The organism is Dulcicalothrix desertica PCC 7102, from assembly GCF_003991905.1.
GTDB classification, from domain to species: Bacteria; Cyanobacteriota; Cyanobacteriia; order Cyanobacteriales; family Nostocaceae; genus Dulcicalothrix; species Dulcicalothrix desertica.
This window is the reverse complement of record NZ_RSCL01000013.1, coordinates 40,360-63,316: the sequence shown is the minus strand read 5'-3', so window position 1 is coordinate 63,316 and position 22,957 is coordinate 40,360. Positions and strand designations below refer to the sequence as shown.

The window sequence follows — 22,957 nt, the reverse complement described above, 5'->3', positions numbered from 1 at the left end:
AATAGGCTCTACAACGTTGTGTAGCATAGGTTATACTGATAAATGGCTCTCAACGGTAATTATACTGTGCTATAAATTTTACATAAATTTACATAAATTTATATAACAATTTTTAGAACATCCACACAAAAGTTCTCTGCTATGCCATAATGGGTGTAAGGTTAATTCGGTTAACAGCGTTTGTTTTTAGTAGTGACAGGTTTTGTTCTTGGTATTTACAAACTTCAATCTCCGAAACCTAAATCTCTATAAATTTATTAGTTCGGAGACAATCTCATGTCAGTTTATGTAGGCAACCTTTCTTACGATGTTACAGAAGAGAGTTTAAATGCAGTATTTGCGGAATACGGTACTGTTAAACGGGTTCAGCTGCCCACAGACCGTGAAACTGGTCGTTTACGCGGCTTCGGATTTGTTGAAATGGGTACAGATGCAGAAGAAACAGCTGCGATTGATGCGCTTGATGGGGCAGAATGGATGGGACGTGACTTAAAAGTAAACAAGGCTAAACCCAGAGAAGAAAGAGGTTCATTTGGTGGGAATCGTGGTGGAAACAACAATTTCCGCAACAACCGCTACTAATTTTCAGTCTTCGCCAAGCAACCTAGGTTTTCGTATAGATTATCTCAAGGAAAATTAGAAACACTTATCTTTTATAAAGAAATTATGTTTCTAATTGCATGGTAGCTAACAAATTAATTTGTATGCACGTAGTGGTTCAGGCAAGAATGCTTGAGCCTTTTTGATTTAAGCCTATATTCGAGTTTACTCTTTTACCTGTAACTACCATATTTATAGGAGATGCAGGCGCCGTCACGCTCACCACGACGTTTAAGCTCTACTTCATCATTACCAACCAACAAGAGCGAATACTCAGATAGTATCTTCACTAATGCCACCTTCATTTCCAATAAAGCAAACGCGGCGCCTATACATCGTCTAACTCCACCACCAAAGGGCAGAAACTCGTAAGGAGAAAACTGTCTCTCCAAAAAACGTTCTGGCTTAAATTTCTTCGGTTCTGGGTATAAATCCTCACGTTGATGTGTCAAGTAAATACTACCGTATAATAATGTGCCGGGTTCTAAATTCCAACCACACAGCTTTACTGGTTTTTCGACTCTACGCGGAAAAGTAAGCATTCCGACTGGATAAATACGCAACGTCTCGCAACAAACAGCATTGAGGTAAGGCAATTTAGTTAGCGTGCTTACATCAGCATTGGCGCCGTTTAACTGAGCTATTTCAATAAGTAGTTTTCTCTCCCAACAATGTTGCAAATATCACATTTTTATCACCGGGTGCCGAAAAATATTTATTTGAATCACTTGTTAGAATCTCTTGCAATGCTTGCGGATTGCTAATAAATACGATGGGAGTTCGTTTTGGACTGACGCGCAAAGTGAATATATCACCGTAGCGTTTAGCACAGATCTCCATCATCGACAATGGAGCAACAATCCACTGTATTGCCTGTACGAAAGCAGGTAACTTTGAATTATTTGGTAACTATATATTAGTTTTGGTCATGTTCAATATTGAATGAATTGTTTTCACCTGCTGTCAATGCGGCGCCGTTTAACTAAGCTACCTTAAAAAAACACTCAAAATTAAATTCTTACCTTGAAAGACAAGCTGATACACTTAACTTTAGTTAAGTTGTTAGCCTAAAAATTATTAACGCTTGTAAACCCTGGTTTCCTTCATAAATTTATTGTAATAGTCATCTATCTAAAGGTAGATAAATTTTTCTATTCAACTATAGAATTAATAGTTGTGAAGTGAATGAAGTTGAGTACTATATTATCTAAACTTTCGCTCTCTACTATTTTAATAGTTCCCTTTGTGCTGCAAATATTTATGGCAGTGGGTTTAACTGGTTATTTTTCGTTTAGAAACGGGCAAAAAGCTGTAAATGATATTGCCGAGCGACTACTGAGCGAAATTAGTCTACGTGTTGAACAAAATTTACAGACCTATCTTGATACTCCTCATCAAATTAATCAAAGTAATTTGACTAATATTCAACTTGGTAAGTTAGATGTGCAAAACTTTGGTGATTTAGAGCGTTACTTTTTTTATAAATTAAAACAATATAATAATATTAGCTTAATTGGTTTCGCGAATACAAACAAAGAATTTATTTCAGCGGAAAGGCATTACAGTGATAATTCTTTAACAATTAGAGTTTCGGGTAAATCTACTAACTATGAATTGCGTACATACAAAACTGATAGCCAAGGTCGGCGCCTAAACATCATTGCGGCAGACACTGGTAAAAACTATAATCCTCATATAAGACCTTGGTATATAAACCCTGTTAAAGCAAGTAACCAAAGTTGGGGCGAGATTTATCCTCACATTGGAGGCAAGATTTTATACCTTGGTGCTGGGCAACCCGTTTACAATAATGGTAAGTTACAAGGAGTATTACTCTCTAATATTAACCTGCTCAAAGTAGGGAATTTTTTACGCAGCTTAAAAGTGGGTAAAACTGGGCAAAGTTTTATTATTGAGCGTTCAGGAAAGTTAGTAGCAACTTCGAGTATTGAGAAACCTTTTAGTTTTAAAGATATTTTAGCAGCAAAAAAGCCCGAAGACAAAGTTAAACAGATTTTTGCAAAACAGAGTAATAATGAGAAAACACGATTAACTACTGAATATTTAGAAAAAAGATTTGGAAACTTAAATTTAATAAAAAATGAGCAGCAGTTAAATTTTAAAATTCATGGAAATAAGCAATTTGTTCAAGTATTGCCTTTCAAAGACAATAAAGGACTTGATTGGCTAATTGTGATAGTAGTTCCAGAAGATGATTTTATGGAGACTATTAATTATAATACTCGTATTACGATTGTACTATGTGTGATTGCTTTATTAGTTGCTATAGTCTTCGGTCTTTTAGTTGTAGGGTGGATAACTCAACCTGTTCTAGCTTTAAAAAAATCAGCTATTTCACTCCAGAATGGTGAATGGGAAAAAACTGTAGAAATTCAACGTAGCGATGAGTTAGGAGAACTTGCCAACTCGTTTAAAAGTATGGCACATCAGCTCCAAGCAAATTTTTTAGAGATGCAAACTTTAAATAAAGCTTTATTAGAAAGCGAAAGTCGTCTCAAGCAATTTTTAGAAGCTGTACCCGTTGGTATATCCATACATGATACAACTGGACAAATATACTATGCAAATCAAACAGCAAAACAGTTTCTTGATATTGAAGTAATACCAACTGCAAGTCATGAGCAATTAGCAGAAGTTTATCAAGTTTATCGAGCTACAACAAATCAACTATACCCAACTCTTCAACTTCCTGTTATGCGTTCTTTAGCTGGTGAAAGCGTTGAGGTTGATGATATTGAACTTCACCAACTAAATAAAATTATTAGTCTTAAAGTATTTAGTACGCCAGTATTTAATGATACTGGTGAAATAGTTTATGCAATAGCTGCTTTTGTTGATGTTACTGAACAAAAACAAGCAGAACATCTATTAGCTAATTATAATCAGATTTTACAGCAACAGGTTACAGAGCGAACTTTAGAGCTTAGAGAACAAAAAGAAATTCTCCAAAAAATCTTTGAGATTATTCCTGTAATGATATGTTTATCCGACAAAAATGGTCAAATTCGGTTACTTAACTCAGAACATGAACGTGTAATGGGTTGGAAACGAGAAGAAGTAGAAAATATCGAATATTTAATGACAGAATGCTTTCCGACTCCAGAAGAACGTGCGTTTGCTACTCAGTTATCATTGGATGGCAAATGGCATGATTTTAAAATTAGAGTTCGAGATGGTCGCTACGTCGATACTTCTTGGTTAAGGATTGACCTTACAAATGGTGCAATTCTTGGTATTGGGCAAGATATTACTGAACGTAAATTAGCTGAAGAAGCATCTATTTTGGAAGAACGCAACCGTATGGCGCGAGAAATTCATGATACTTTAGCACAAGCTTTTACGGCTATTGCCATACATTTAGGAGGCGCCTTACGAGTAGTAGAAAATGCCGAAGCTGTAAAAGAGCATATTACCATAGCACGTGAACTATCTCGCACTGGATTAGCAGAAGCTCGTGCAAGTGTTCAAGCACTGCGCTCTCCTTTTCTCACAAACAACGATTTGTGTAGCGCACTTAACCAGGTCGCTACGCAGATATGTCTAGCAAGCGATGCCGAAATTATTTACCAAGTCAAGGGTACACCATATACGTTGCCATCTGAAATAGAAAGTAACTTGTTACGAATCGGACAAGAAGCTTTAAGTAATGCGACCAAACATACTAATGCTAGTCTAATTCTGATGGAGCTTATATATAGTAAACGAGAATGTGTTTTGCGTGTTAAAGATAATGGACAGGGATTTATAACAGATAATCTTGCCTCTAACAGTAGCTTCGGTATTTTGGGAATGCGAGAACGTTGCAATAATATTGGCGCCGAATTTACTATTAATAGTCAATTAGGACAAGGAACAGAGATTTTAGTATCGCTTAACTGCATAACAACGGTGGAATGATACCTATTAGTATTTAGTAGCTTGTTGTAATTAGTTAAGACGAATAGCATACCTTTATGAGTGAATCAAACTTCATCCGTATTATAGTAGCCGATGACCATCCGGTAGTAAGGCAGGGTTTGGCGACAATCATTGAGCGTGAGCTAGATATGTCTGTTGTTGGGCAAGCTAGTAACGGGTGGGAGGCAAAAGAACTTTATTCCAAAAAGCGACCAGATGTTGTGCTTATGGACCTACGAATGCCTAAACTTTCTGGCGCCGCAGCAATTCAGAATATTTGTACTGATTTTGACGACGCAAATATTATTATTTTAACTACTTATGACAGCGACGAAGATATTTATAATGGCATACAAGCAGGCGCCAAAGGATATTTACTTAAAGACACAGAACCAGAGGAAATTCTCTACGCAATAAGAACTGTTGCTAATGGTCAAAAGTATATTTCCAAAGTTGTCGCTACTAAGCTCAAGGAAAGGATGCAAAAGCCTGAATTAAGTCAGCGTGAGCTAGAGGTACTTCAACTTATCACCAATGGCAATACTAACCAGCAAGTAGCAGCTGCTTTATTTATTACCGAAGGTACCGTCAAATATCACGTCAATAATATTCTAGGTAAATTAGGTGTCAGTGACAGAACACAAGCAGTAGTAGCTGCTGTCAAACGTGGAATAGTCAAGTTTTAACGAATCTCTATCTACTTGTTTATTACTAGTTATTATATTTGTTTATTCAAAAAAGATATATAGAAATTATAAATTGTTACGATTCGGAACTGAAATGTATATTTTGTATGTTTTATTTATTTGTTTTATTGTTCACATTTGAGAATAGTTATTATTTGTTTTATTTGTTTGATTTTTCCTGAGAATTAAGATGTTTATCTATTAATTACTTAGAATAAAATCTATAAGCAATTAAGTATTACCACGGTATACATTTTTATAAGTATAAAAATATTATTAATAATATAAATCACTCACAAATAACGAGGATAAATACATGTTACGTCAGGCATTATTAAGTTCTGCACTTTTGTTAAGCAGCACTATTGTAAGCATGTCAAGCGTGAAAGCTGCTCCTTTACCATCAACACAGGATGTCTTTTTTAACGGCTCAATAATATCTGGGTGTAAATTTAATAGTAAAACTGATGGTACTGTGACACCAAATGCATTATTTGCTGCAAATTCTTTAGGTTCTACAGTTACCTATACAGGTGCAACTTCTGGTGAAGTTAAAGTTGTTTGTAATGGTACTGGTGGTCAAGTATCAGCTAGTTTACCTACCGCAGAAATAGCGCCAACAGGAGCCACGTTTGATGCGACAACCTCATCATTAAATGGTGTTATTGGTAGTGTTGCACAGCCTGTGCTAGCTAATATTGAAAGCACATTGAAAGTAGATATGACGGCAACTAGTCTAGCAGCACCTTTACCTGTAGGTGATTACAGGTTTAAAGTTGTTGTCACCGCAGCTCCTAACTAATCTGTAAATATTTCTGAGTTTGAATAAACATTAGCTTTCTTTGATAAACAGGGTGTATCTATCTTTTTAAATACAACTAACTCATCTCACCCTGACAATGCAGAAATATAAACAATTCATTTTTTCATGTTTTTTAGCGACTAATACCGTAGCAACCATATTTCTCTTCAACAATAGCGCAGTCGCTCAAGTTGGTATTTCTCCAATAGTTATTAAATCACAAGCATCTCGCGGTCAGTCAGAATCTGTAATTAATTTATTAAACCCTAGTAAAGTTCCTATTCGAGTTAGGATTTTTTCTCAACCATTCACTTATAGTAAAGATGGGCAATTCCAAACCTTATCTTCTAGTAAACAAGATTTAAGCTCTTATCTACAATTTTCTCCGCGTGAACTCAGTTTGGAACCTGGAGAATCTCGCAAAGTTCGTTTGCTGGCTCAATTAAACCCTAATCTTCCTGATGGTGAATATCGTGCTGTTGTTTTTGCAGAGAGTCTGATTGAAAATGCAAATAATCAAGGCTCTGGTATCGGAGTAATTGCAAGAGTAGCGACAACTGTTTATGTCACTAAAGGTAATCAAGTACCTAATTTAACAGTTGGTGATGCTAGTTTTAACCCTAAACAAAACCAGCTACGCTTACTAGTCCTAAATCTTGGTACTGCTACCGCACGTCCCGTTGTCTCTTGGCAGTTAAAACAAGGTACAACAGTTGTTCGTAAAGGTACAATTCAACCTTCAACAGTAATTGCATCTAGTGAGCGAAATCTAATGATTGAATTGGGAGCAACAGATACACAACCATTGCCATCAGGAAACTACGAACTTATCGGTGAGTTGACATGGATGCATTTAGCCCAACCTAAAACCACCACTTTCAAACTCCCTGTAAATATTACTCAGCCTATTAGTCAGTCAGTAGGAGTTCAAAAATGATTGATGCTGCTACAACAACTCTAGAAAACTTCCGTTCTCCAGAGCAGCTTTTATCAACACAAGCATCCCCTATGAATCTGGCAATAGATACATTTTCTGTTAATTATGTTAATTCTAGCAGTTCAATTACAATTGCCCCTCCAGAAATAGTAGACTCAATAGACTTTGAGTTTATTGCTAAAATCTTTGAGGATTCAGGACAGAATACAATAAAAAAAGAAACTGCTGAACCAGTTTCAGAATCATTTGAATCTTTATTTAATCTGTTTCCTAGTTTACCAGAGATTAATATTACCAGTCTGAAAGGTTTACAGTTAGATGAGGTAAAGCCTGATACTGAAGAAACTGCATTACCACAACCTACAGACTTTAAAACCTTTCCTGTCGGTATTTTGATTGGTAGACGCAATGTCAAAGCTAGTGTGTTGGTGCGGGGTGAAGAAGACGGCGCCAAGGCAATAGAGTTTGACCGTTGGTTAATACCATATGATGTTGTAATTAATACCTTAAAGTTCAATGTCAAAACCTTAGCTTCGGAGCAAGTCGAATTACGCTCGTCTGGAATTATTACTCGTATCAATCTCGCTGAACTAAAAAAAGACCCACAGTTAGGGTTAGTTTTTTCAGTAGACGATTTACAAAAATATTTTGGGGTTAGCGCTGATTTTGACATTAAAGAATATGCCATTCGCTTGAATGTACCTTGGTCAGAAGATAGCATTCGCACCACGATTGAGAAAAAACCAGTCATTTTAGAAGGTTTGCCGCGTTTAACTGCACCAACCATTGGTATATCTTCAATATCTCAACAGTTGACGTTGACAGGTGGTGACAATCAACCAACTCAACAACGTGGTGATTTGAGTGCTATTGGTACAGCTTTTGGAGGTGGCTGGTTCTTACGGGCTAATCAGTTAGACCTGCAAAATACCCAAACTTGGAATCTGACGGAAGCGCAATTTTTACGACAAACTGATACCGCAGATTATGTAGTTGGGTCACAGGTTCCTTTTTGGCGTGACCGAGGCGCCAACGGTGATTACTGGGGATTTAGTACTATTAGGCGCAGCGGTTTTCAGTCTCCTAATTCCACAGGAAATACCTTACCACAACAACGTATGCAAGCTGCTACTGTTAGACGCACAATCAGCGGACGAGCGGCGCCAGGAACTTTAGTCAGGCTGGTACAGAATTTTACTAATCGAACGGTAGCTGAAGTTTTGGTAGATAGCGATGGTATTTACGAGTTTGATAATGTAATCGTCGATGGGCAAATTAGTATAACTAATTACCGCCTCTATCTCTATCCCGAAGGAAAACTCACTGCCCAACCAGAAATTCGAGAAGTCACCTTTAATAATGTTGCTGGACAATTACCATTAGGCGCGTCGCTCTTAAATGTTTCTTTTGGATGGCAACGTGAATATAATAACGGGTTTGTCGGTCAATTTACAGATTTTCAAGGCGGAGTACAAGGACGTTGGGGAGTATCAGAAAATTTAACCTTGGGTTTAGGCGCCGTTTATGACGGTTCAGCTAGAGGGTTAGGAGAAATTTTTTGGCAACCAGAAAACTTTCCGTTATCCGTAGCGATTTCAGCTTTAACACCAGATGTAATGGGGGCAGAAAATAAGGGTTGGGTTTTTAATAGTAATATTAATTACCAACCTTCCACAAATTTTCAAGCGAGATTCAGTAGCGATTACCTGCGAAACCGTCTCAATGTTGATTGGCAAGTGATGCCTGGTATGACTTTATTTGGCATCGTAGATAGTAATAACCCTGCTGCTGTCGGAACGCAATTTGTTCGCAGTCGAGGTGATAACTTTACCTTTGCTCGTATGAGTGTGGATACTTCTAATCGCTGGCGCTGGAATTTACTGCAACGTATAGGCAGACTAGAACTATTATCAGATGGTAGTGAGATTGGGTCATCCTCTGAACTTGGTTATTATTTTTCACCCAGCAGGTACAGTAATATTGGACATGCCTTGATACTAGGCTATCAAAACCGCTTTAATTCAAACTTTAATTTTATCTCGAATGACTTGTTGAGCTTAAATTGGCGATATCGCTCTCAAAAGCAAACTCAGAATGGAAACCCGCTTTGGGAAACCCAGCTAGGGTATGGTATTGGTTCCAACGGTTCTGGCATAATCGCTTCTGCACAGACTTCTATCTTACCAGGACTAAGTTTACGGGCAAGATATCAAGGAGTATCCCTGTCCTCCGATGATTCATCATTTAGCCTAGAATTTTTACCTAGTCTTAATCTTCAAGGAGGACTGTGGGATAATAGCGATTATACTAATAGCCGCTTGCGTACTCAAGGCGGACTCTTACTTCAAGCTTTCTTCGATAAAAATGGTAATGGCAAGCGCGATTCAGGAGAAAAGATATACGAGAATACTCTTGATTTACTAGTACGTCTCAATAATAAACCCTTAGCGACTGCTCAACCAAAAAAAGCTGGCGCCAGTACTTGGGTACATTTATCTCCAGGAAAGTACCGTCTTGATTTTGACCCAGCAGGTTTTCCATTTGACTGGCAAGTATCAGCTCCTGCCTACGCAGTTGACGTAGTTGCAGGCAGCTTTACGCCAATCATGGTACCCTTAGTTCCAGCCTACACTCTTTCTGGTGTTATCACAGATAAGCAAGGAAAGGCTATTTCTGGTGCAAGAGTAGAAGCAATAAATCTCCAATCAGGACAAAGATATTTATCTATTACTAACAGCGCTGGAGTTTACTACTTGGAATACTTACCACAGGGAAATTTTGAGTTGCGAATTGATGGTCAATTATCGCAATCTCAAACAGTTACTTTTAATTCTACATCTGAGAATATGCAAAAACTTAATCTACAATTTGCCGAAATAGCTTCGCAACAAACCCAATTTTAATTTTTAAAACTTTTTTACCGACTGTAATTCTTTACGTAGGCAGGCATCTCAATATTCTCTGGTAATCTTGAGTCAGCAACAGCTTTACCCACATCTAATTGCAAAGGTAAAACACCTGCCCATACTGGTAAATTATAATCCGCTTCATCATCGTTCGGCGCCCCTGTTCTTACTTTGGCTGATGCTTCAGTTATTGGTAATGATAATACTAAAGTACCTTGTAGTTCTTGCCGAGTTGGTTGTCGCACTTCATTCCATCTTCCGGGTACAACATGCTCTGTGAATGCTTGCAATGCTTCTAGTTTCTCAGATTCGGCGCCTACAATTTCAGCTTTGCCAAATATTACAACTGAGCGATAATTCATTGAGTGGTGGAATGCAGAACGCGCTAGTACTAAACCATCAAGTAGAGTAACTGTAACACAAACTTCGATGGCGCCGACTAAAGAACGTAACATGCGACTCGCAGGTGAACCATGAATATAAAGCTTGTCATTTATCCTGCCATATGCTGTAGGAATTACAAACGGTTGATTATTGACAACAAATCCTACATAACATATCAAGCCTTCATCTAATATATTATATATCGTTTGAAGCTCGTAATCAGCGCGCTGCGGTAATCTTTTAACTTGACTGCGTTGAGTAGGAATTAATTTTTCTTGGTTAGTTTGATTTTCGTGATTATTCATGGTTAACTCCTTAATCTGAATAGTTAAATCCCCCCAACCCCCCTTAATAAGGGGGGCTAAAAATTATCATTTTTCACCTTTATCAACAGAGCAGAATCTTCTTGTTCCCCCCTTATCAAGGGGGGGTTAGGGGGGATTAAATCAATATCTAAATGCATCGCATTGCTTTCAACAAAACCAAGACTTGTATAAACAGGTTTCCCATCAGGTGAAGCATTCAGCACAACTCTTGTGCATCCAATATCTTTCAAATAATCAGTTGCTGTATTGGTTAATTGCTTGGCTATACCTCGTCTGCGATATACTGGTTCAACATAAACACCCCAAATGTAACCTAACTTACGATGTTTAGGTTTAATTGCATTTAGATATAAACCTGCATATAACTGACAACTTGTAGAACCAACGACAACACCATCAACTTCTGCAATAAAAGCTTGATATTGCAAATTATCCCGTGCGTTTTGAATAAACTGAAGAATTATCTCTTGCCAGTTTGCTTCAATTGCATCTTCAGGAACACCAACATCAATCCACATTTTATAGAAGTGTTCGGCAATTAGCGGTTCTTCCTCTAAATGTATTCTTCTGATTAGAATATTCGATTTTGTTTGCATGGAAAGCAGAAGTAATTCCAACTGATGCCAGCATAGCCTTATAATTGGTATGCTTAAAGAGCCAATTTTGCAATTCTATACCAGTCCACTTGATGGATATAGCAATAAGTCTAAATACAAATTCTCTTCCCCTACACCAACAACTGTATGAACAACTGCGTGCGTACATTCTTACTGGAAAATTACCTCCAGGAACACGCATCCCAAGTACGCGCGCGATGGCAAAATCTCTAAATATCTCTCGTAGTACAGTTACACAAAGTTACGAGCAACTTTTGAGTGAGGGGTATCTTGAAACTGTTATTGGTTCAGGGACTTATGTCTGTACTCAACTGCCTGATGATTTATTACATTCTAAGCCTGTTGAATTGGGGTTTGGAACGGGCAAGGATGCCCATTCCACAAGAGTTAGGTTATCTCAGTATGGAAAGATACTAGCTGATACAGAAAATGTACCAAGGGTTCATGAAGGTAAAGAAGAAATGAGCTTTAGATATGGGCGCCCTGCTTTCAATGAATTTCCTATCAAGCTGTGGCGTTCTTTACTTTCGCAATACTGTAGCGCCAGTTTAAATTGGTTAGATTATTCAATAGAACCATTAGGATACAAACCTTTACGAGGCGCCATTGCTAATTATATTTCTCGTGCGCGCGCTGTTAATTGCACACCTGAACAAATATTAATTACCAACGGTACACAGCAAGCACTCGATTTAATTATGCGGTTGTTGATAGAACCAGATAATACTATTGCTCTGGAAGACCCTGGTTATTTGAGTGCGCGCTTAATTTTTCAAACGCATGGTGCAAAATTACTACCTATTCCTGTTGATGATAATGGTTTGATAGTAAGCAAATTAGAAAATTATTCAAATCAAGATATTCGACTTGTTTATGTTACACCTTCGCATCAGTTCCCGACAGGCGCCGTTCTTTCATTACCCAGACGCTTAGAATTATTAGCATGGGCAACACAAACAGGCGCCTTAATTATTGAAGATGATTATGATAGTGAATATCGTTATGGTGATAGACCCATCCCAGCTTTGCAAGGTTTAGATAAAAGTGAGTCAGTACTATATATAGGTACATTCTCAAAAGTTTTGTTTCCATCACTGCGAATTGGTTATTTAGTACTACCACAAAATTTAGTACCAATTTTCACGCGCGCAAAATGGTTAAGCGACAGGCATTTACCTATATTAGAACAGCAAGTACTTACAGAATTCATTGAACAAGGACACTTAGAACGTCATATCCGAAAAATGCGGTCAATATATGATAGGCGCCGTCAAGTTTTATTTCAAGCACTATATTCACACTTTGGAGAAAAAGTAACGGTGTTTGGTGATAAAGCAGGCTTACATATAATGGTACACCTGCAAACACATTTATCAGAGAACGAAATTATTGAGCGTGCTGCTTCATTCGGAGTCGGAATGATGTCAGCTTCTACACAATATCTTATACCCACATGCAAAAACGAATTTATTTTTGGTTACGGTGAACTTAATGAACAGCAACTTATTGAAGGTATTCGTAGACTAAAAACAGCCCTAAATACAAATGTATTTAAATCTATCTAACATCATTCTTCTTCTTCATCTTGTGGAGCGGGCATCCCTGCCCGCCTCTGATGATGGACTGCTTGAGGCGCCTTGTTGTTGATAATAGACTTAGCATTTATTTTCAAAAATATGGTGAACACCTTCAACAAGTTGCTGTTGAAGGTGTTCGTAGATTAAAAACAGTGTTAGACACCAATGTATATAAAGCTACTTCATTATTGTCGCTAACTCAAAAGTTTTAGCACCTGGAAGCATAACCAAGTATTTAAATGCCATAATCAAAGTAATATTCTTCAACCTTAATCAACTTGGTACAAACGTAGTGCAAACACATCCTACCAAAATAGTTAAAGCCATTGAAGTCTTGAACTACAGTGACCAACCTATGCAGAGGTATGGACACGGATTCTAAGAGGTTTCATAAGTTTTTCAAGCATTTTTGGCATCAGAAGAAAAATATTCCGAGGTTTATAGTCGTCTTGCTGAATCCTAAATTCGTCAATACACAAGAAGCTATTGCAATCCTATTAAAATATGATTTACAAATTTTGTAATCTAGGGCGCCAAACATAATATTTTTCTGACTTTTTCGTTGTGTGGCGAGAAACCTGGTTTCTTTTCGTGAATGTTGAAAATTGTTATGTTCAGTGTCAAAGAAACCAGGTTTCTGATTTTAGCTTTTAATTATTTTTTCGATTTCTGTTAGTTCTATTCCACCTGAGTAGTTGTCGGTGTTGAGTACAAAGAATGGTGTTCCTGAGACTCCTAGCTGTGTTGCTAATAAAACGTCTTTTCTAATGGTGTTATTAGCAATGGCTCTATCTTGGGCAAATTTATCTAAATCTAAATTTAGATTTTTTGCAGTCTCTATATAGAATTCTTCACCTAGTTTATTTTGATTTGTGAACAGTGCATCTTCGTATTCCCAGAATTTACCTTGTTGTTGTGCTGCCCATGCTGCTTGTGCTGCTGCTACTGCTTGGGGATGTGTATTAGGTAAAGGAAAATGTTTGTAAACTAGTGTGAATTTATCTGGATATTTTGCTAACAGTTTTTTCAATGTTTTGTGTGCTTCTGCACAGTAAGGACATTGAAAATCGGAAAACTCAACTAATATTGCTTTAGATGGAGTGCTTCCAGTAGCGGGAGACTCACCTATCACCTGTTGAGGATTCATTCTTAAGTCTTGTAAAAATGCTTGTCGCGTTTGTTGCAGCTTTGTTTGTTGTTCTTGTTGATATTTTTGTACTGAGTCAATTAGTGCTTCTGGATGTTCACGGATGATTTTTAGAACTTGTTCTTCTAAGCGACTTGCTGCTTGAACAGGCGGCGCCCATAATAGTACAGTAAAGCAAATTAGTAGAATTGCGATACGAAGAACCCTGGTTTGGATGAAATTGTTCATAGTTACAACTTTCCTATTACAACTTTTCTAATATAAGCGCTTAATTTCTTTTGGCTAAACCTTTCATCACGACATCAGGTAAATGTTCGGCAAAATCATCATCTATAGGTAAATGTCCAACCATCAACCGATAGTAAAGCGAACCGTACAGAACATCTAAGGCTAGTTCGGGGTTAAGTGACTCATCGAACTCGCCCAATTTTATACCTTTTTCAATCAAAGAAGAAGCAGCTTCGCGTCTGGGAAGTATAAACCTGTCTCGAAAACTCTTTAGTGCTTCGCTCGAAGCTTGCCCCTCTGCAATAATTTCGGCGACAATGCGACCATTATCACCTCTAAAAGCTTTAATAAGGAGTGTAACTTGTTCTTTTAACGCTACAATTGCTGACTCTACCTCTGTTGCTGGTATTTCCGGTTCGACTTGTGCCATAAAAGCATCGACTATTACCGCAGCTTTACTCGACCACCAACGATATATCGTTGTTTTCCCAACTCCTGCTTCCCTTGCTATTGCTTCTATCGATAAATCTTTTACCGTTCCAGCTTGTAGCAACTTCCATGTCGTATTCAATATGGCTTCTTTTGACTGCTCAGAACGTGGTCTTCCAGAACGCTTGTTTGGTTTTATCTCATCCGTCATACGATTTTATATATTTAGTATTGTCTAGTACTATCTATATAATACGCTACGTATAGCTTTATTATGCATCAGCAAGAAATTCTTTTAACAGGTGGCAAAACCAATCTTGGCAGGATTGTCCGTGTCGGAGATACTGTAAGGCGCCCACTTAATATTAACAGTACTTTTGTTCATAAGTTTTTGCAGTATCTAGAAAATATTAACTTTGATGCATCACCACGTTTTCTAGGTATCGATGAACAAAAAAGAGAAATAATTAGTTACATAGAAGGAGACGTACCATTAAACCTGGGATACTACTCAGACGAACAGTTGATTGTAGCAGCAAAATTAATACGATGCTTTCATGATGCTACACAACGATGTTCGTTAGCGAATAGTAAGGAAATTATTTGTCATAACGATTTATCGCCATGTAACTTTGTATTTATAGATGATATGCCAACTTCAATTATAGACTTTGACATGGCGGCGCCGGGAACGCGAATCTTCGATTTAGCCTACGCCGCATGGTTATGGTTAGATATTGGTAACGAAGAAATTAGCGCAGAAGACCAAAAGCGCAGATTAGTAGTATTTACAAAAGCTTATGGTACATCTGAGATAAACTTGCTAATTGAAGCAATGACCAAGCGACAGACTATTTTAATAGAGGAAGGACACAGGCGCCAAAAACCCTGCATGGTAAAATGGGCAAAATCAGCATTACAATGGACAAAAAGTGAATTTTCCCATCTTATTTCTACGGCAAATTCTCAATCTACCATACATCATAGTTAAAATTGATACTTGCTGCTCAAATAAAAAGGCGAGTTTTACTAAATAATAATACTGATTTTTAGAATTTAAGGTTATAAAAAATACTAAAATACCACTGCGGCACCAAATGTCCACCAATGGTGGACATTTGCTACAACCAAAAAAAGAATGTGCTTCCCTAATTTAATATCAGGGTAGGCATTTTTCCAATCGGATGGTAATTTTTGTACAGATTCACACATAACCTAAACATTTCTTAATACAGCGTCTTGAGTTTTAATGTCATTGAAAAAAACTTCTTTCCCTTCAAGCGTATATTGGTTGATTCGACTAATACAATCACGAATATGGATAAGGTAAACACGACCTTCTTTCATAACACAATAGCCTCACTCAATACTTTATCTCTAATTAAATAATGTAAAGAATTAATTGTGACTACATCTACTCGCCGCTTTAACAAAGTTTCTAAATCCTCAACTAATCCACTAGGAAACCAAGATGAGATTTTATCCAAATCATAATCAATTAAAAAATCAATATCACTTTGTTCTGTTTCTTCGCCTCTAGCAACACTACCAAATAGTCTAAGATTAAAAGCTCCATGTTGATCTGCGATATTAATAATCTCTTCTCGCTTTTCTTTAATTATTTCTTTTAAACTCATTTTATTTTTTAATTTTACATAATTTGGCACATATATTATATCACAACATCCATATTAACCAAGTATTCCAGCCAAAGGGTTACTGTTATCGGGTATTATCATAGTTATACTCTCATAGTGAATAAATAAATTTACTAATAAGCTATTATAGCAAAAAAATAAAATCTGTTTACAGGGGCGAAAAACTCAGATGCTTAATACAAACAGAAAGAATATAATCATTAACATAAGCGACCAAAATAACTCAACTCAAATTTTGCCTTGTCCAGCATTAATATCAAGCAAAGCTGACTGGCAATCATTGTTTTTATCTAAGTATGACCATCCCCCACACAAAACACTAGAGCATGTACTATTGCATCATGTTATTGCCATAGCTCAAAATCAATTTCACCTCGAAGTCAGAAAAGACGGTAAATTCCAACAGCAACTTGTTAATAACGGTATCATCCAACTTACGCCAGCTAAAATCTCTCAATCACTTGCATGGACTAGCCAAGGCAAATTTTTACTTCTCAGTCTTGACCCTGAATTTATCGAGCAAGCTACCTGTGAAATTACTCTTAGGCGCCTTGAACTTATCCCGCAATTTTCTATCAGCGACCCAATTATTTTACATATTGCTCTAGCTCTACAAGCAGATATTATTACAGGAACCAATACAGGCAAGCTTTTCGGAGAATCTGTCGCTACAATGCTTGCAACTCATTTAGTAAAAGCATATGCAATAAAGGTAAAGCTTAAAAATTCACGCTACTGATGTTCTTGAAACCCCAACAGAAATGCCTTCTAGCTATACCTTATCTATGAATGTCTTGCATTTCCTTCTGCCCTCTGCCCTCTGCCTTCTGCCTTTTCTTCGTGCCATTCGTCTATACGGTGGGGTGGTTCATACTAACAAACTAAACCTACTAATAGTTTATAGCATTAATTTTGGTGGGTAGGGAGTGCAACGGATGTGAAACGGATGTAACGGATAGTTGATTCGTTATTTGAAGGCGCCGAAAATTTGAAAATCTTGTTCGTAACAAATAAATTATCCGTTACATCCGCTCTCATCCGTTGCAAACCAACACACCAAAACTATTGACACAGACCAATAATAATTTATTCAATTAATTTTGGTGGGTAGAGGTAAATCCTCCGGATTATTTGGTTTATTTTTGTATACCTCTGTTTCCTCTGTGTCTCTGTGTATCTGTGGTTAAAAAACTATATCACTGTACAAGCAAGGCGCCTATCTAAAACCCACCAAAACTTATAAAAATGACTAATAGTAACAGATGCAACGCATACAATATATAAGTTATCCGTTACATCCTTCATCATCCGTTGCCAAGCTCCCAACCAAAATTCAGGAATCGACCAGGTTGCAATTGAATATAATTTTTAAGGCAATCAGAAAAACTGGTGTTATACTACAATGTAGTGTACATAAGCCACTAAGACTGGCAAAATAGTTCACAATTTGTAATTCAGTAAGAAATAAGAAAATGAAGTACTAAAAATTACTTTTATCTATTAGTTCATAAATATTAACTGATGTCAATCATTACAGTGCTATGAATTGGCAACATATAGCATTCCTAAATGATTTGTAAAAATTATATCCCTGTAGAGACCGAATTAATTCGGTCTCTACAACGTGCGGATTTTATGAATGATTTAGGACTGCTATATAGCTGTGCGAGAATAATACTTATAGATAAAAGTAGATAAGTAGAGATGTCGAAGCGTGGTTGAAAGCTTGTCTCTACAAGATAAAGAAATTTATGCAATTGAAATAAAAATATAATTTTGCGCTTAGGAGGATAATTTATGTTGCATGTAAAAGCGCTGCAAGTTAATTTTGGTTTGCAATCCGTTTTGCAGAATATATCATTTGGATTGACAAGTGGTGAAGTTCTAGCTATTACAGGCGCCAACGGTGCAGGCAAGTCAACGTTACTCAAATGTATCACAGGTATAATGGCGCCGACTTCAGGAGAAATACAGCGTCAAAAAGGTCTTAACTTTGCTTATTTACCACAAAATACACCAGATTCAAATCAATCAGTGATAAAATTTTTACTTTCTGATTTTCCAGATATTTATCAAAATTACCAAAAGATATATTGTGGTGATTCGGAAACGATAGAATATGCTAATGCTATCACCCAGTATATGGAAGTCGGTGGATATGAGATGGAAGCCAAACTTCAGAGACTTATCGAATCGTTTGCTTTCTCTAAAAATGATTTATTCAAGTCATTACATTGCTTTTCTGAAGGGCAAAAGCGAATCTTTGCACTACTACGAATTTTTCTAACTGAAGTGCAACTGTTAATTTTAGATGAACCTACAAATCATCTGGATATTTCAATGCGGCTTTATCTTGAAGAAGTTATTAGTGCAGAAAAACACAAAGGACGTGCTTTTATTGTTGTTAGTCATGACAGAGTTTTTGTAGATAAAATTGCTGACCGCACTCTTTATATTCAACGTGGTGAGAGTATTTTAGTTCAAGGAGGTTATGGGCAAATTCAAGCACATCTAGAGCAAGAGTTTCAAAGTCGGCGCCAGCTATCAATGGAAATTCAAGATAAAATCAATAAACTTGAACGCGAAGCTCGACGAAAGAAAGTTTGGGCTGGTCGTAAGGAAAAAGATAAAATAGGCGCCGCTGATAAAGGTTTTGTTGGTGCGCGTGCTGCTGCTTTAGCCAAACGTGCTAAAGAAGTAGAACGCAAGCAACAGCAGATGATGGATAAACTTAAAGCTGAAAAGCCATTCGTTGAAAAAAAATTAAATCTATCTTTCGCAAACTATACTGTTGTTAATAGAGAAATTTTCTCAACGAAAAATTTATCTAAATCATTTGATAATCGTAAAATATTTGAAAATGTAACACTGGAAGTTAGTACACATGACCGAGTAGCTATTATTGGCTCTAATGGTAGTGGCAAGACTACATTAATGAAATGCTTGTTAGGGTGCCTGCAACCAGATAGCGGTAGTATATCTCGTAATGACTACGTGAAATGGCTTTATCTTCCCCAAAATATTCAAGATTATTTTCAGGCAGAGATTCTAATTGAGAATTTAATGATATATGGAGTTGAAGAAACAATTGTACGCCAGTTTTTAGGCGCCGCTTCTTTACGACGTGATAGAGTATTACAACCTGTTTCTACTCTAAGTTATGGAGAACTAATGCGTGCGGCAATAGTTAGTACTATTCTTGCTAAAGCTGAGTTTCTTTTCTTAGATGAACCTACCAACCATTTAGATATCGAGTCACTGGAAGTTTTAGACCAATTACTCGAAAATTTTCCTGGCGGTATGTTGTTTATTAGCCATGACCGCCAGTTTATTGCTAAAAACGCACGTACTATTTTTTCCTTTGAGTCATCAATGTTAGTACCTGTCGCATTTTAAACTTATCTTAAAAGGGTGAGGCGCCAACAAGCGAATTCAAATAATAGTGATTTTATGAGGCAATTCTTTGAAGCTCAAGGTAAACAATTTTTTCTTCAAGATTGTTAGTGTTCAAAGCAATTTGCCTCTTACTCTCAAGAACGTCTCTTGCTCTTACCAGCACAAGCCAAATATTTAACTCATTGCTTAATTGTTCAAAAACTGCTTCATAAGACTTCAGTTCACTTAAAAGCGAATCTGGATAAAATATAATTGCAAGTAATTCCCATTCTCTATATTCTGGTTCTGTAATTACATGTACAAAACATTCTTCTAATAGCTCTCCAAGCCTACCAGTACAATGGTTTTTTACTTTGGTGGACTCTTTTAAATAACGCAGAGTCATATTACCTCGTGCAATAATTGTAACTTTTGGTAGTAGTTGTTATAACATAATTATCACGCTCTAAACTAGTATAAGATAAATTATTATAAATTTTATAAAGAATAATTATCTAACTGCGAATTGAGCAGCCTGTTTTCATAGCGACGGTTTCGACGGCGCCGTTTTGCTCCATTCGCACGTTTGTGCGCGCGCTTGTCTAGGTTTTCTCCCATTATCTAAAGTTTTATTAAGTAATGTCAATAGGTGTCGGGAAAGTCAAAAGTAAAGTGCAGTCACGCGCTTGTAACTGCACATCGGAACAATTAGGGTTGAGCGGATAGAGTTTAAACGCTTGCTAACGATGCAAATGGATTTTGCATAGTATAAGCATCTTCATTGCGAATTACTTTATCAAAAGTTTCTTTCTCGGAAGAGTCAAAGTCGTCTGTTAAACCATAAAAGACATTGCCCATTTTTGTAACTGTTGTACTAACCAGGTCGTCAACAACACTCTTGATTTCTGCCCCTAGCGCTAAGTTGTTAACTTTTTCAAGTAAGCTGGAAACAGTGAGTTGATTAGCAGGTGTGTTGTCAAGAACAACAGACCAGTTACCATTACCAATGACAATGCTGTTACTTGTAAATACCCAGTTACCATTACCAATGACTAGGTTGTTATTTCCGAAGTTGTAGTTACCATTACCTAGTGTTGAGTTATTGCTTCCAATATTCCAGTTACCATTACCAAAAGTGTTACTTCCACTACTATAATCTAAATTCCAGTTACCATTACCAACTGTTTTATTGTCACTTGAAAAATTCCAGTTACCATTACCAATGGTAGCGTTACCTGTGGCGGCATCCCAGTTCCAGTTGTTGTTACCGATGCTGGCATTGTTTGTTCCATAGTCTCTATTAGCATTACCAATAGTAGCGTTGCCGGAACCAAAGTCTCTGTTGCCGTAACCTATAGGTAATTCGCCTTCGGGAGTTTGAAAGATATTAGCAGTACCTGTGAAAGGTAATAATCCTTCAAGTGCCCATCCCAAGAATTTGAAGAGTCTGCCATCAAGTTCTTCTATTGCAGTTTCGTTCTCGTTACTAGCAAATGGGTTTTCACCAGCAAAAGGATTGTCTGTACCTGCAAACGGGTTATTTTCACCAACAAAATTGGTAAAAGATTCAACGGTGAGACCAAAGCCAGCCATATCTGACCGGAAAAGCCTTAAAAGTTCGGAAGGAGAATTTAGTGGGGATTCGTTACCAGAATTACCACCAAATAGGCTGTTAGAACCCATACTTCTGAAACTTTCTCTCAAGTCTAGTACAAAGTCTAAGGTACCTGAAAGAGTCTCATTTACAGTGGCGCCTGCAAATGGATTATCACTACCACCACCTGTTAAAGGATTACCACTGGCGCCATCAGTTACAGGATTACCACTGCCACCACCAAATGGGTTGCCGCCACTAGCACCGCCACCAAATGGGTTGCCGCCACTAGCACCGCCACTAAATGGGTTGCCGCCACTAGCACCACCGCCACTAAATGAGCTGCCGCCGTCACTAGCACCACCGTCACTAAATGAGCTGCCGCCGTCACTAACACCACCGTCACCAAATGAGCTGCCGCCGTCACTAGCACCACCGCCATCGAATAGGCTGCCACCGCCAGTAGTTATTGAGTTATCACTATCAGCGTTTGTGGGTGGATTACCAGCGTCAGCAGCGGCAATTAGACTACCGTCATCAGTAGTTGGACTCTCACCAGCAAGATACAGATCACTGACCCCTGTAGACGGATTGCTACTACCATCAACAGATACATTACCACCGTTAACTGGTAAACTGCTGCCATCAGTAACTGTGCCGCCTTCATTACTTAATGGACTACCACCAAACGGCATGTAGTTAACACCATCCGGGAAGTTTTCTTGTAAGAAATTTGAGGCATCTTCTGAGGGCATCGGATAGTTTTCGCCAAATTGCGATACCAAAAAGTCTCTAGCTGGCAGTTCAGGCATATTGCCTTCACCAAAAGGATTGTTACCATTCGCAAATGGATTTTCATTTGCAACTGAGTAAGTCTTTTTATCACCGCCCTCACTTACAAATTTATCATTCAGCCTATCGAAAACTACGGTTACAAATTTATCAAGAGCATTTCTTGCTTGTGTTGCAAAATTCTGTGGATTGTCTCCTGGAATTACTGATGCGTTGTTACCAACTATTATGTTGCCACTAAGAGATAAACTGCCAAAATTACTGCTACTTCTACTAAGTGAAATCCCACCAAGTAAAGAATTACTGCTACTAGTCGATAGTGAGCTACTAGTTTTTAGAAGATTGGCGCCAGTAGGCGTACCAAGTGTGTCGTTATTCAGATTAAGAGATGTGGTTGAAAATCCGGTTTCCATTAAAAATAACCCTTTTTATTTAAGAAAACAAAAGTTTGTAGTAGAAATTAACTTAAATAGAGAAAAGCCTGCTACGCGAATATTTATTCGATAGTTACTCTATTTTTTCATCCAGGCTCGTTGTCAGACTTTTAGCCGAAACGCTCTTTTATAAAGAGCGTTTCTAGCTATAGTTTATTCTGCTGGAATTGCTGGAATATTATCTAGAAAAGAAAAGTCTCCTTCAGGGTTAACAGAAGTTAAGAAACTTCTAACAGCTTCAACTGTTGGCTCGTCATTGTCAGGATTTTCATCAGTAAATGGGTTGCCATTGCTGAATGTTTGAATAATGTTATTCAAGCCTTGTGAATTACTCCCAATCGCGCTGGCAATATCATCCGGTACTTGGTCAGGCAACTCAAAGTCAGAGCTACCGCCACCTGCGAAGCCGCCACCGCCGAATGGGTTTCCGCCGCCGCTACCGGAGCCGCCACCGCCGAATGGGTTTCCGCCGCCGCTACCGGAGCCGCCACCGCCAAATGGGTTTCCGCCGCCGCTACCGGAGCCGCTACCACCAAATGGGTTTCCG

At 37.7% G+C, this 22,957-nt stretch carries 22 protein-coding genes and 1 pseudogene; 11 read left to right on the top strand and 12 right to left on the bottom strand.

The window, feature by feature from the left end:
- Positions 1-276 precede the first annotated feature (276 nt).
- Positions 277-582: an RNA-binding regulator gene (rbp, locus tag DSM106972_RS25785; RefSeq protein WP_019493593.1), complete on the top strand. Its 306-nt coding sequence runs from the start codon at positions 277-279 to the stop codon at positions 580-582.
- Between the two features lie 136 nt (positions 583-718).
- On the opposite strand, the pseudogene DSM106972_RS25780 reads toward rbp, so the two are convergent.
- Positions 719-1,259: pseudogene (locus DSM106972_RS25780) on the bottom strand (cytochrome P450); the annotation flags it as partial.
- Entirely contained in the window at positions 1,246-1,440 is a 195-nt protein-coding gene (locus DSM106972_RS55895; protein ID WP_411675337.1) for a hypothetical protein, read from the bottom strand. The gene DSM106972_RS55895 and the pseudogene DSM106972_RS25780, both read right to left, overlap by 14 nt.
- Before the next feature lie 345 nt (positions 1,441-1,785).
- Here DSM106972_RS55895 and DSM106972_RS25775 point away from each other — a divergent pair, with 345 nt between their 5' ends.
- The 5 genes from DSM106972_RS25775 (at position 1,786) to DSM106972_RS25755 (ending at position 9,846) form a co-directional block, all read left to right on the top strand.
- Positions 1,786-4,518, top strand: coding sequence for a PAS domain S-box protein (locus DSM106972_RS25775; RefSeq protein ID WP_127083389.1), 2,733 nt, complete (start codon positions 1,786-1,788; stop codon positions 4,516-4,518).
- Positions 4,519-4,574: 56 nt separating this feature from the next.
- Positions 4,575-5,204: a response regulator gene (locus DSM106972_RS25770; protein WP_127083388.1), complete on the top strand. Its 630-nt coding sequence runs from the start codon at positions 4,575-4,577 to the stop codon at positions 5,202-5,204.
- Positions 5,205-5,520: 316 nt separating this feature from the next.
- Positions 5,521-6,006, top strand: a complete 486-nt coding sequence (locus DSM106972_RS25765) for a hypothetical protein (protein WP_127083387.1) — start codon at positions 5,521-5,523, stop codon at positions 6,004-6,006.
- A 97-nt stretch (positions 6,007-6,103) separates the two neighbouring features.
- On the top strand, positions 6,104-6,943 hold the full coding sequence (locus DSM106972_RS25760; protein ID WP_127083386.1) for a fimbrial biogenesis chaperone: 840 nt from the start codon (positions 6,104-6,106) through the stop codon (positions 6,941-6,943).
- A complete protein-coding gene (locus DSM106972_RS25755) occupies positions 6,940-9,846 on the top strand; it encodes a carboxypeptidase-like regulatory domain-containing protein (RefSeq protein WP_127083385.1) in 2,907 nt (968 codons plus the stop codon). Before DSM106972_RS25760 ends, DSM106972_RS25755 begins: the two co-directional genes overlap by 4 nt.
- Before the next feature lie 14 nt (positions 9,847-9,860).
- Here DSM106972_RS25755 and DSM106972_RS25750 read toward each other — a convergent pair whose 3' ends face one another.
- Together DSM106972_RS25750 and DSM106972_RS25745 are read right to left on the bottom strand one after the other, a co-directional pair.
- Complete coding sequence (locus DSM106972_RS25750) at positions 9,861-10,538, bottom strand: pyridoxamine 5'-phosphate oxidase family protein (RefSeq protein ID WP_127083384.1); 678 nt, start codon at positions 10,536-10,538, stop codon at positions 9,861-9,863.
- Positions 10,539-10,594: 56 nt separating this feature from the next.
- The gene (locus DSM106972_RS25745) at positions 10,595-11,155 is read right to left on the bottom strand and encodes a GNAT family N-acetyltransferase (protein WP_325052217.1); all 561 of its coding nucleotides are present in this window, start codon (positions 11,153-11,155) and stop codon (positions 10,595-10,597) included.
- Between the two features lie 92 nt (positions 11,156-11,247).
- Here DSM106972_RS25745 and pdxR point away from each other — a divergent pair, with 92 nt between their 5' ends.
- Positions 11,248-12,741, top strand: a complete 1,494-nt coding sequence (pdxR, locus tag DSM106972_RS25740; protein ID WP_127083383.1) for a MocR-like pyridoxine biosynthesis transcription factor PdxR — start codon at positions 11,248-11,250, stop codon at positions 12,739-12,741.
- 50 nt (positions 12,742-12,791) lie between these two features.
- The gene (locus tag DSM106972_RS51555; RefSeq protein WP_158632880.1) at positions 12,792-12,965 is read left to right on the top strand and encodes a hypothetical protein; all 174 of its coding nucleotides are present in this window, start codon (positions 12,792-12,794) and stop codon (positions 12,963-12,965) included.
- Positions 12,966-13,396: 431 nt separating this feature from the next.
- Here DSM106972_RS51555 and DSM106972_RS25735 read toward each other — a convergent pair whose 3' ends face one another.
- Positions 13,397-14,128, bottom strand: coding sequence for a DsbA family protein (locus tag DSM106972_RS25735; protein ID WP_127083382.1), 732 nt, complete (start codon positions 14,126-14,128; stop codon positions 13,397-13,399).
- A gap of 40 nt (positions 14,129-14,168) precedes the next feature.
- Positions 14,169-14,768, bottom strand: a complete 600-nt coding sequence (locus DSM106972_RS25730; RefSeq protein ID WP_127083381.1) for a TetR/AcrR family transcriptional regulator — start codon at positions 14,766-14,768, stop codon at positions 14,169-14,171.
- 63 nt (positions 14,769-14,831) lie between these two features.
- Between DSM106972_RS25730 and DSM106972_RS25725 the strand changes: the two genes are divergently transcribed.
- On the top strand, positions 14,832-15,548 hold the full coding sequence (locus tag DSM106972_RS25725; RefSeq protein WP_127083380.1) for a phosphotransferase: 717 nt from the start codon (positions 14,832-14,834) through the stop codon (positions 15,546-15,548).
- A gap of 83 nt (positions 15,549-15,631) precedes the next feature.
- Here DSM106972_RS25725 and DSM106972_RS53870 read toward each other — a convergent pair whose 3' ends face one another.
- The 3 genes from DSM106972_RS53870 to DSM106972_RS25715 are packed head-to-tail and all read right to left on the bottom strand — an operon-like array spanning position 15,632 to position 16,194.
- Entirely contained in the window at positions 15,632-15,769 is a 138-nt protein-coding gene (locus DSM106972_RS53870; RefSeq protein WP_233787279.1) for a hypothetical protein, read from the bottom strand.
- A gap of 3 nt (positions 15,770-15,772) precedes the next feature.
- Positions 15,773-15,904, bottom strand: coding sequence for a ribonuclease HepT family protein (locus DSM106972_RS54985; RefSeq protein WP_267901157.1), 132 nt, complete (start codon positions 15,902-15,904; stop codon positions 15,773-15,775).
- Positions 15,901-16,194, bottom strand: coding sequence for a nucleotidyltransferase family protein (locus tag DSM106972_RS25715; protein WP_127083379.1), 294 nt, complete (start codon positions 16,192-16,194; stop codon positions 15,901-15,903). The genes DSM106972_RS54985 and DSM106972_RS25715 overlap by 4 nt, the downstream gene beginning before the upstream one ends.
- 190 nt (positions 16,195-16,384) lie before the next feature.
- Between DSM106972_RS25715 and DSM106972_RS25710 the strand changes: the two genes are divergently transcribed.
- Together DSM106972_RS25710 and DSM106972_RS25705 are read left to right on the top strand one after the other, a co-directional pair.
- Complete coding sequence (locus DSM106972_RS25710; RefSeq protein WP_127083378.1) at positions 16,385-16,954, top strand: hypothetical protein; 570 nt, start codon at positions 16,385-16,387, stop codon at positions 16,952-16,954.
- Positions 16,955-18,012: 1,058 nt separating this feature from the next.
- A complete protein-coding gene (locus tag DSM106972_RS25705; RefSeq protein WP_127083377.1) occupies positions 18,013-19,611 on the top strand; it encodes an ABC-F family ATP-binding cassette domain-containing protein in 1,599 nt (532 codons plus the stop codon).
- Between the two features lie 52 nt (positions 19,612-19,663).
- On the opposite strand, the gene DSM106972_RS25700 is transcribed toward DSM106972_RS25705, so the two are convergent.
- The 3 genes from DSM106972_RS25700 to DSM106972_RS51550 form a co-directional block, all read right to left on the bottom strand.
- The gene (locus DSM106972_RS25700) at positions 19,664-19,996 is read right to left on the bottom strand and encodes a hypothetical protein (RefSeq protein WP_127083376.1); all 333 of its coding nucleotides are present in this window, start codon (positions 19,994-19,996) and stop codon (positions 19,664-19,666) included.
- Between the two features lie 323 nt (positions 19,997-20,319).
- The gene (locus DSM106972_RS25695) at positions 20,320-22,389 is read right to left on the bottom strand and encodes a hypothetical protein (RefSeq protein WP_127083375.1); all 2,070 of its coding nucleotides are present in this window, start codon (positions 22,387-22,389) and stop codon (positions 20,320-20,322) included.
- 174 nt (positions 22,390-22,563) lie between these two features.
- A partial coding sequence (locus DSM106972_RS51550; protein WP_201800789.1) for a hypothetical protein occupies positions 22,564-22,957 on the bottom strand: 394 nt, incomplete at its 5' end.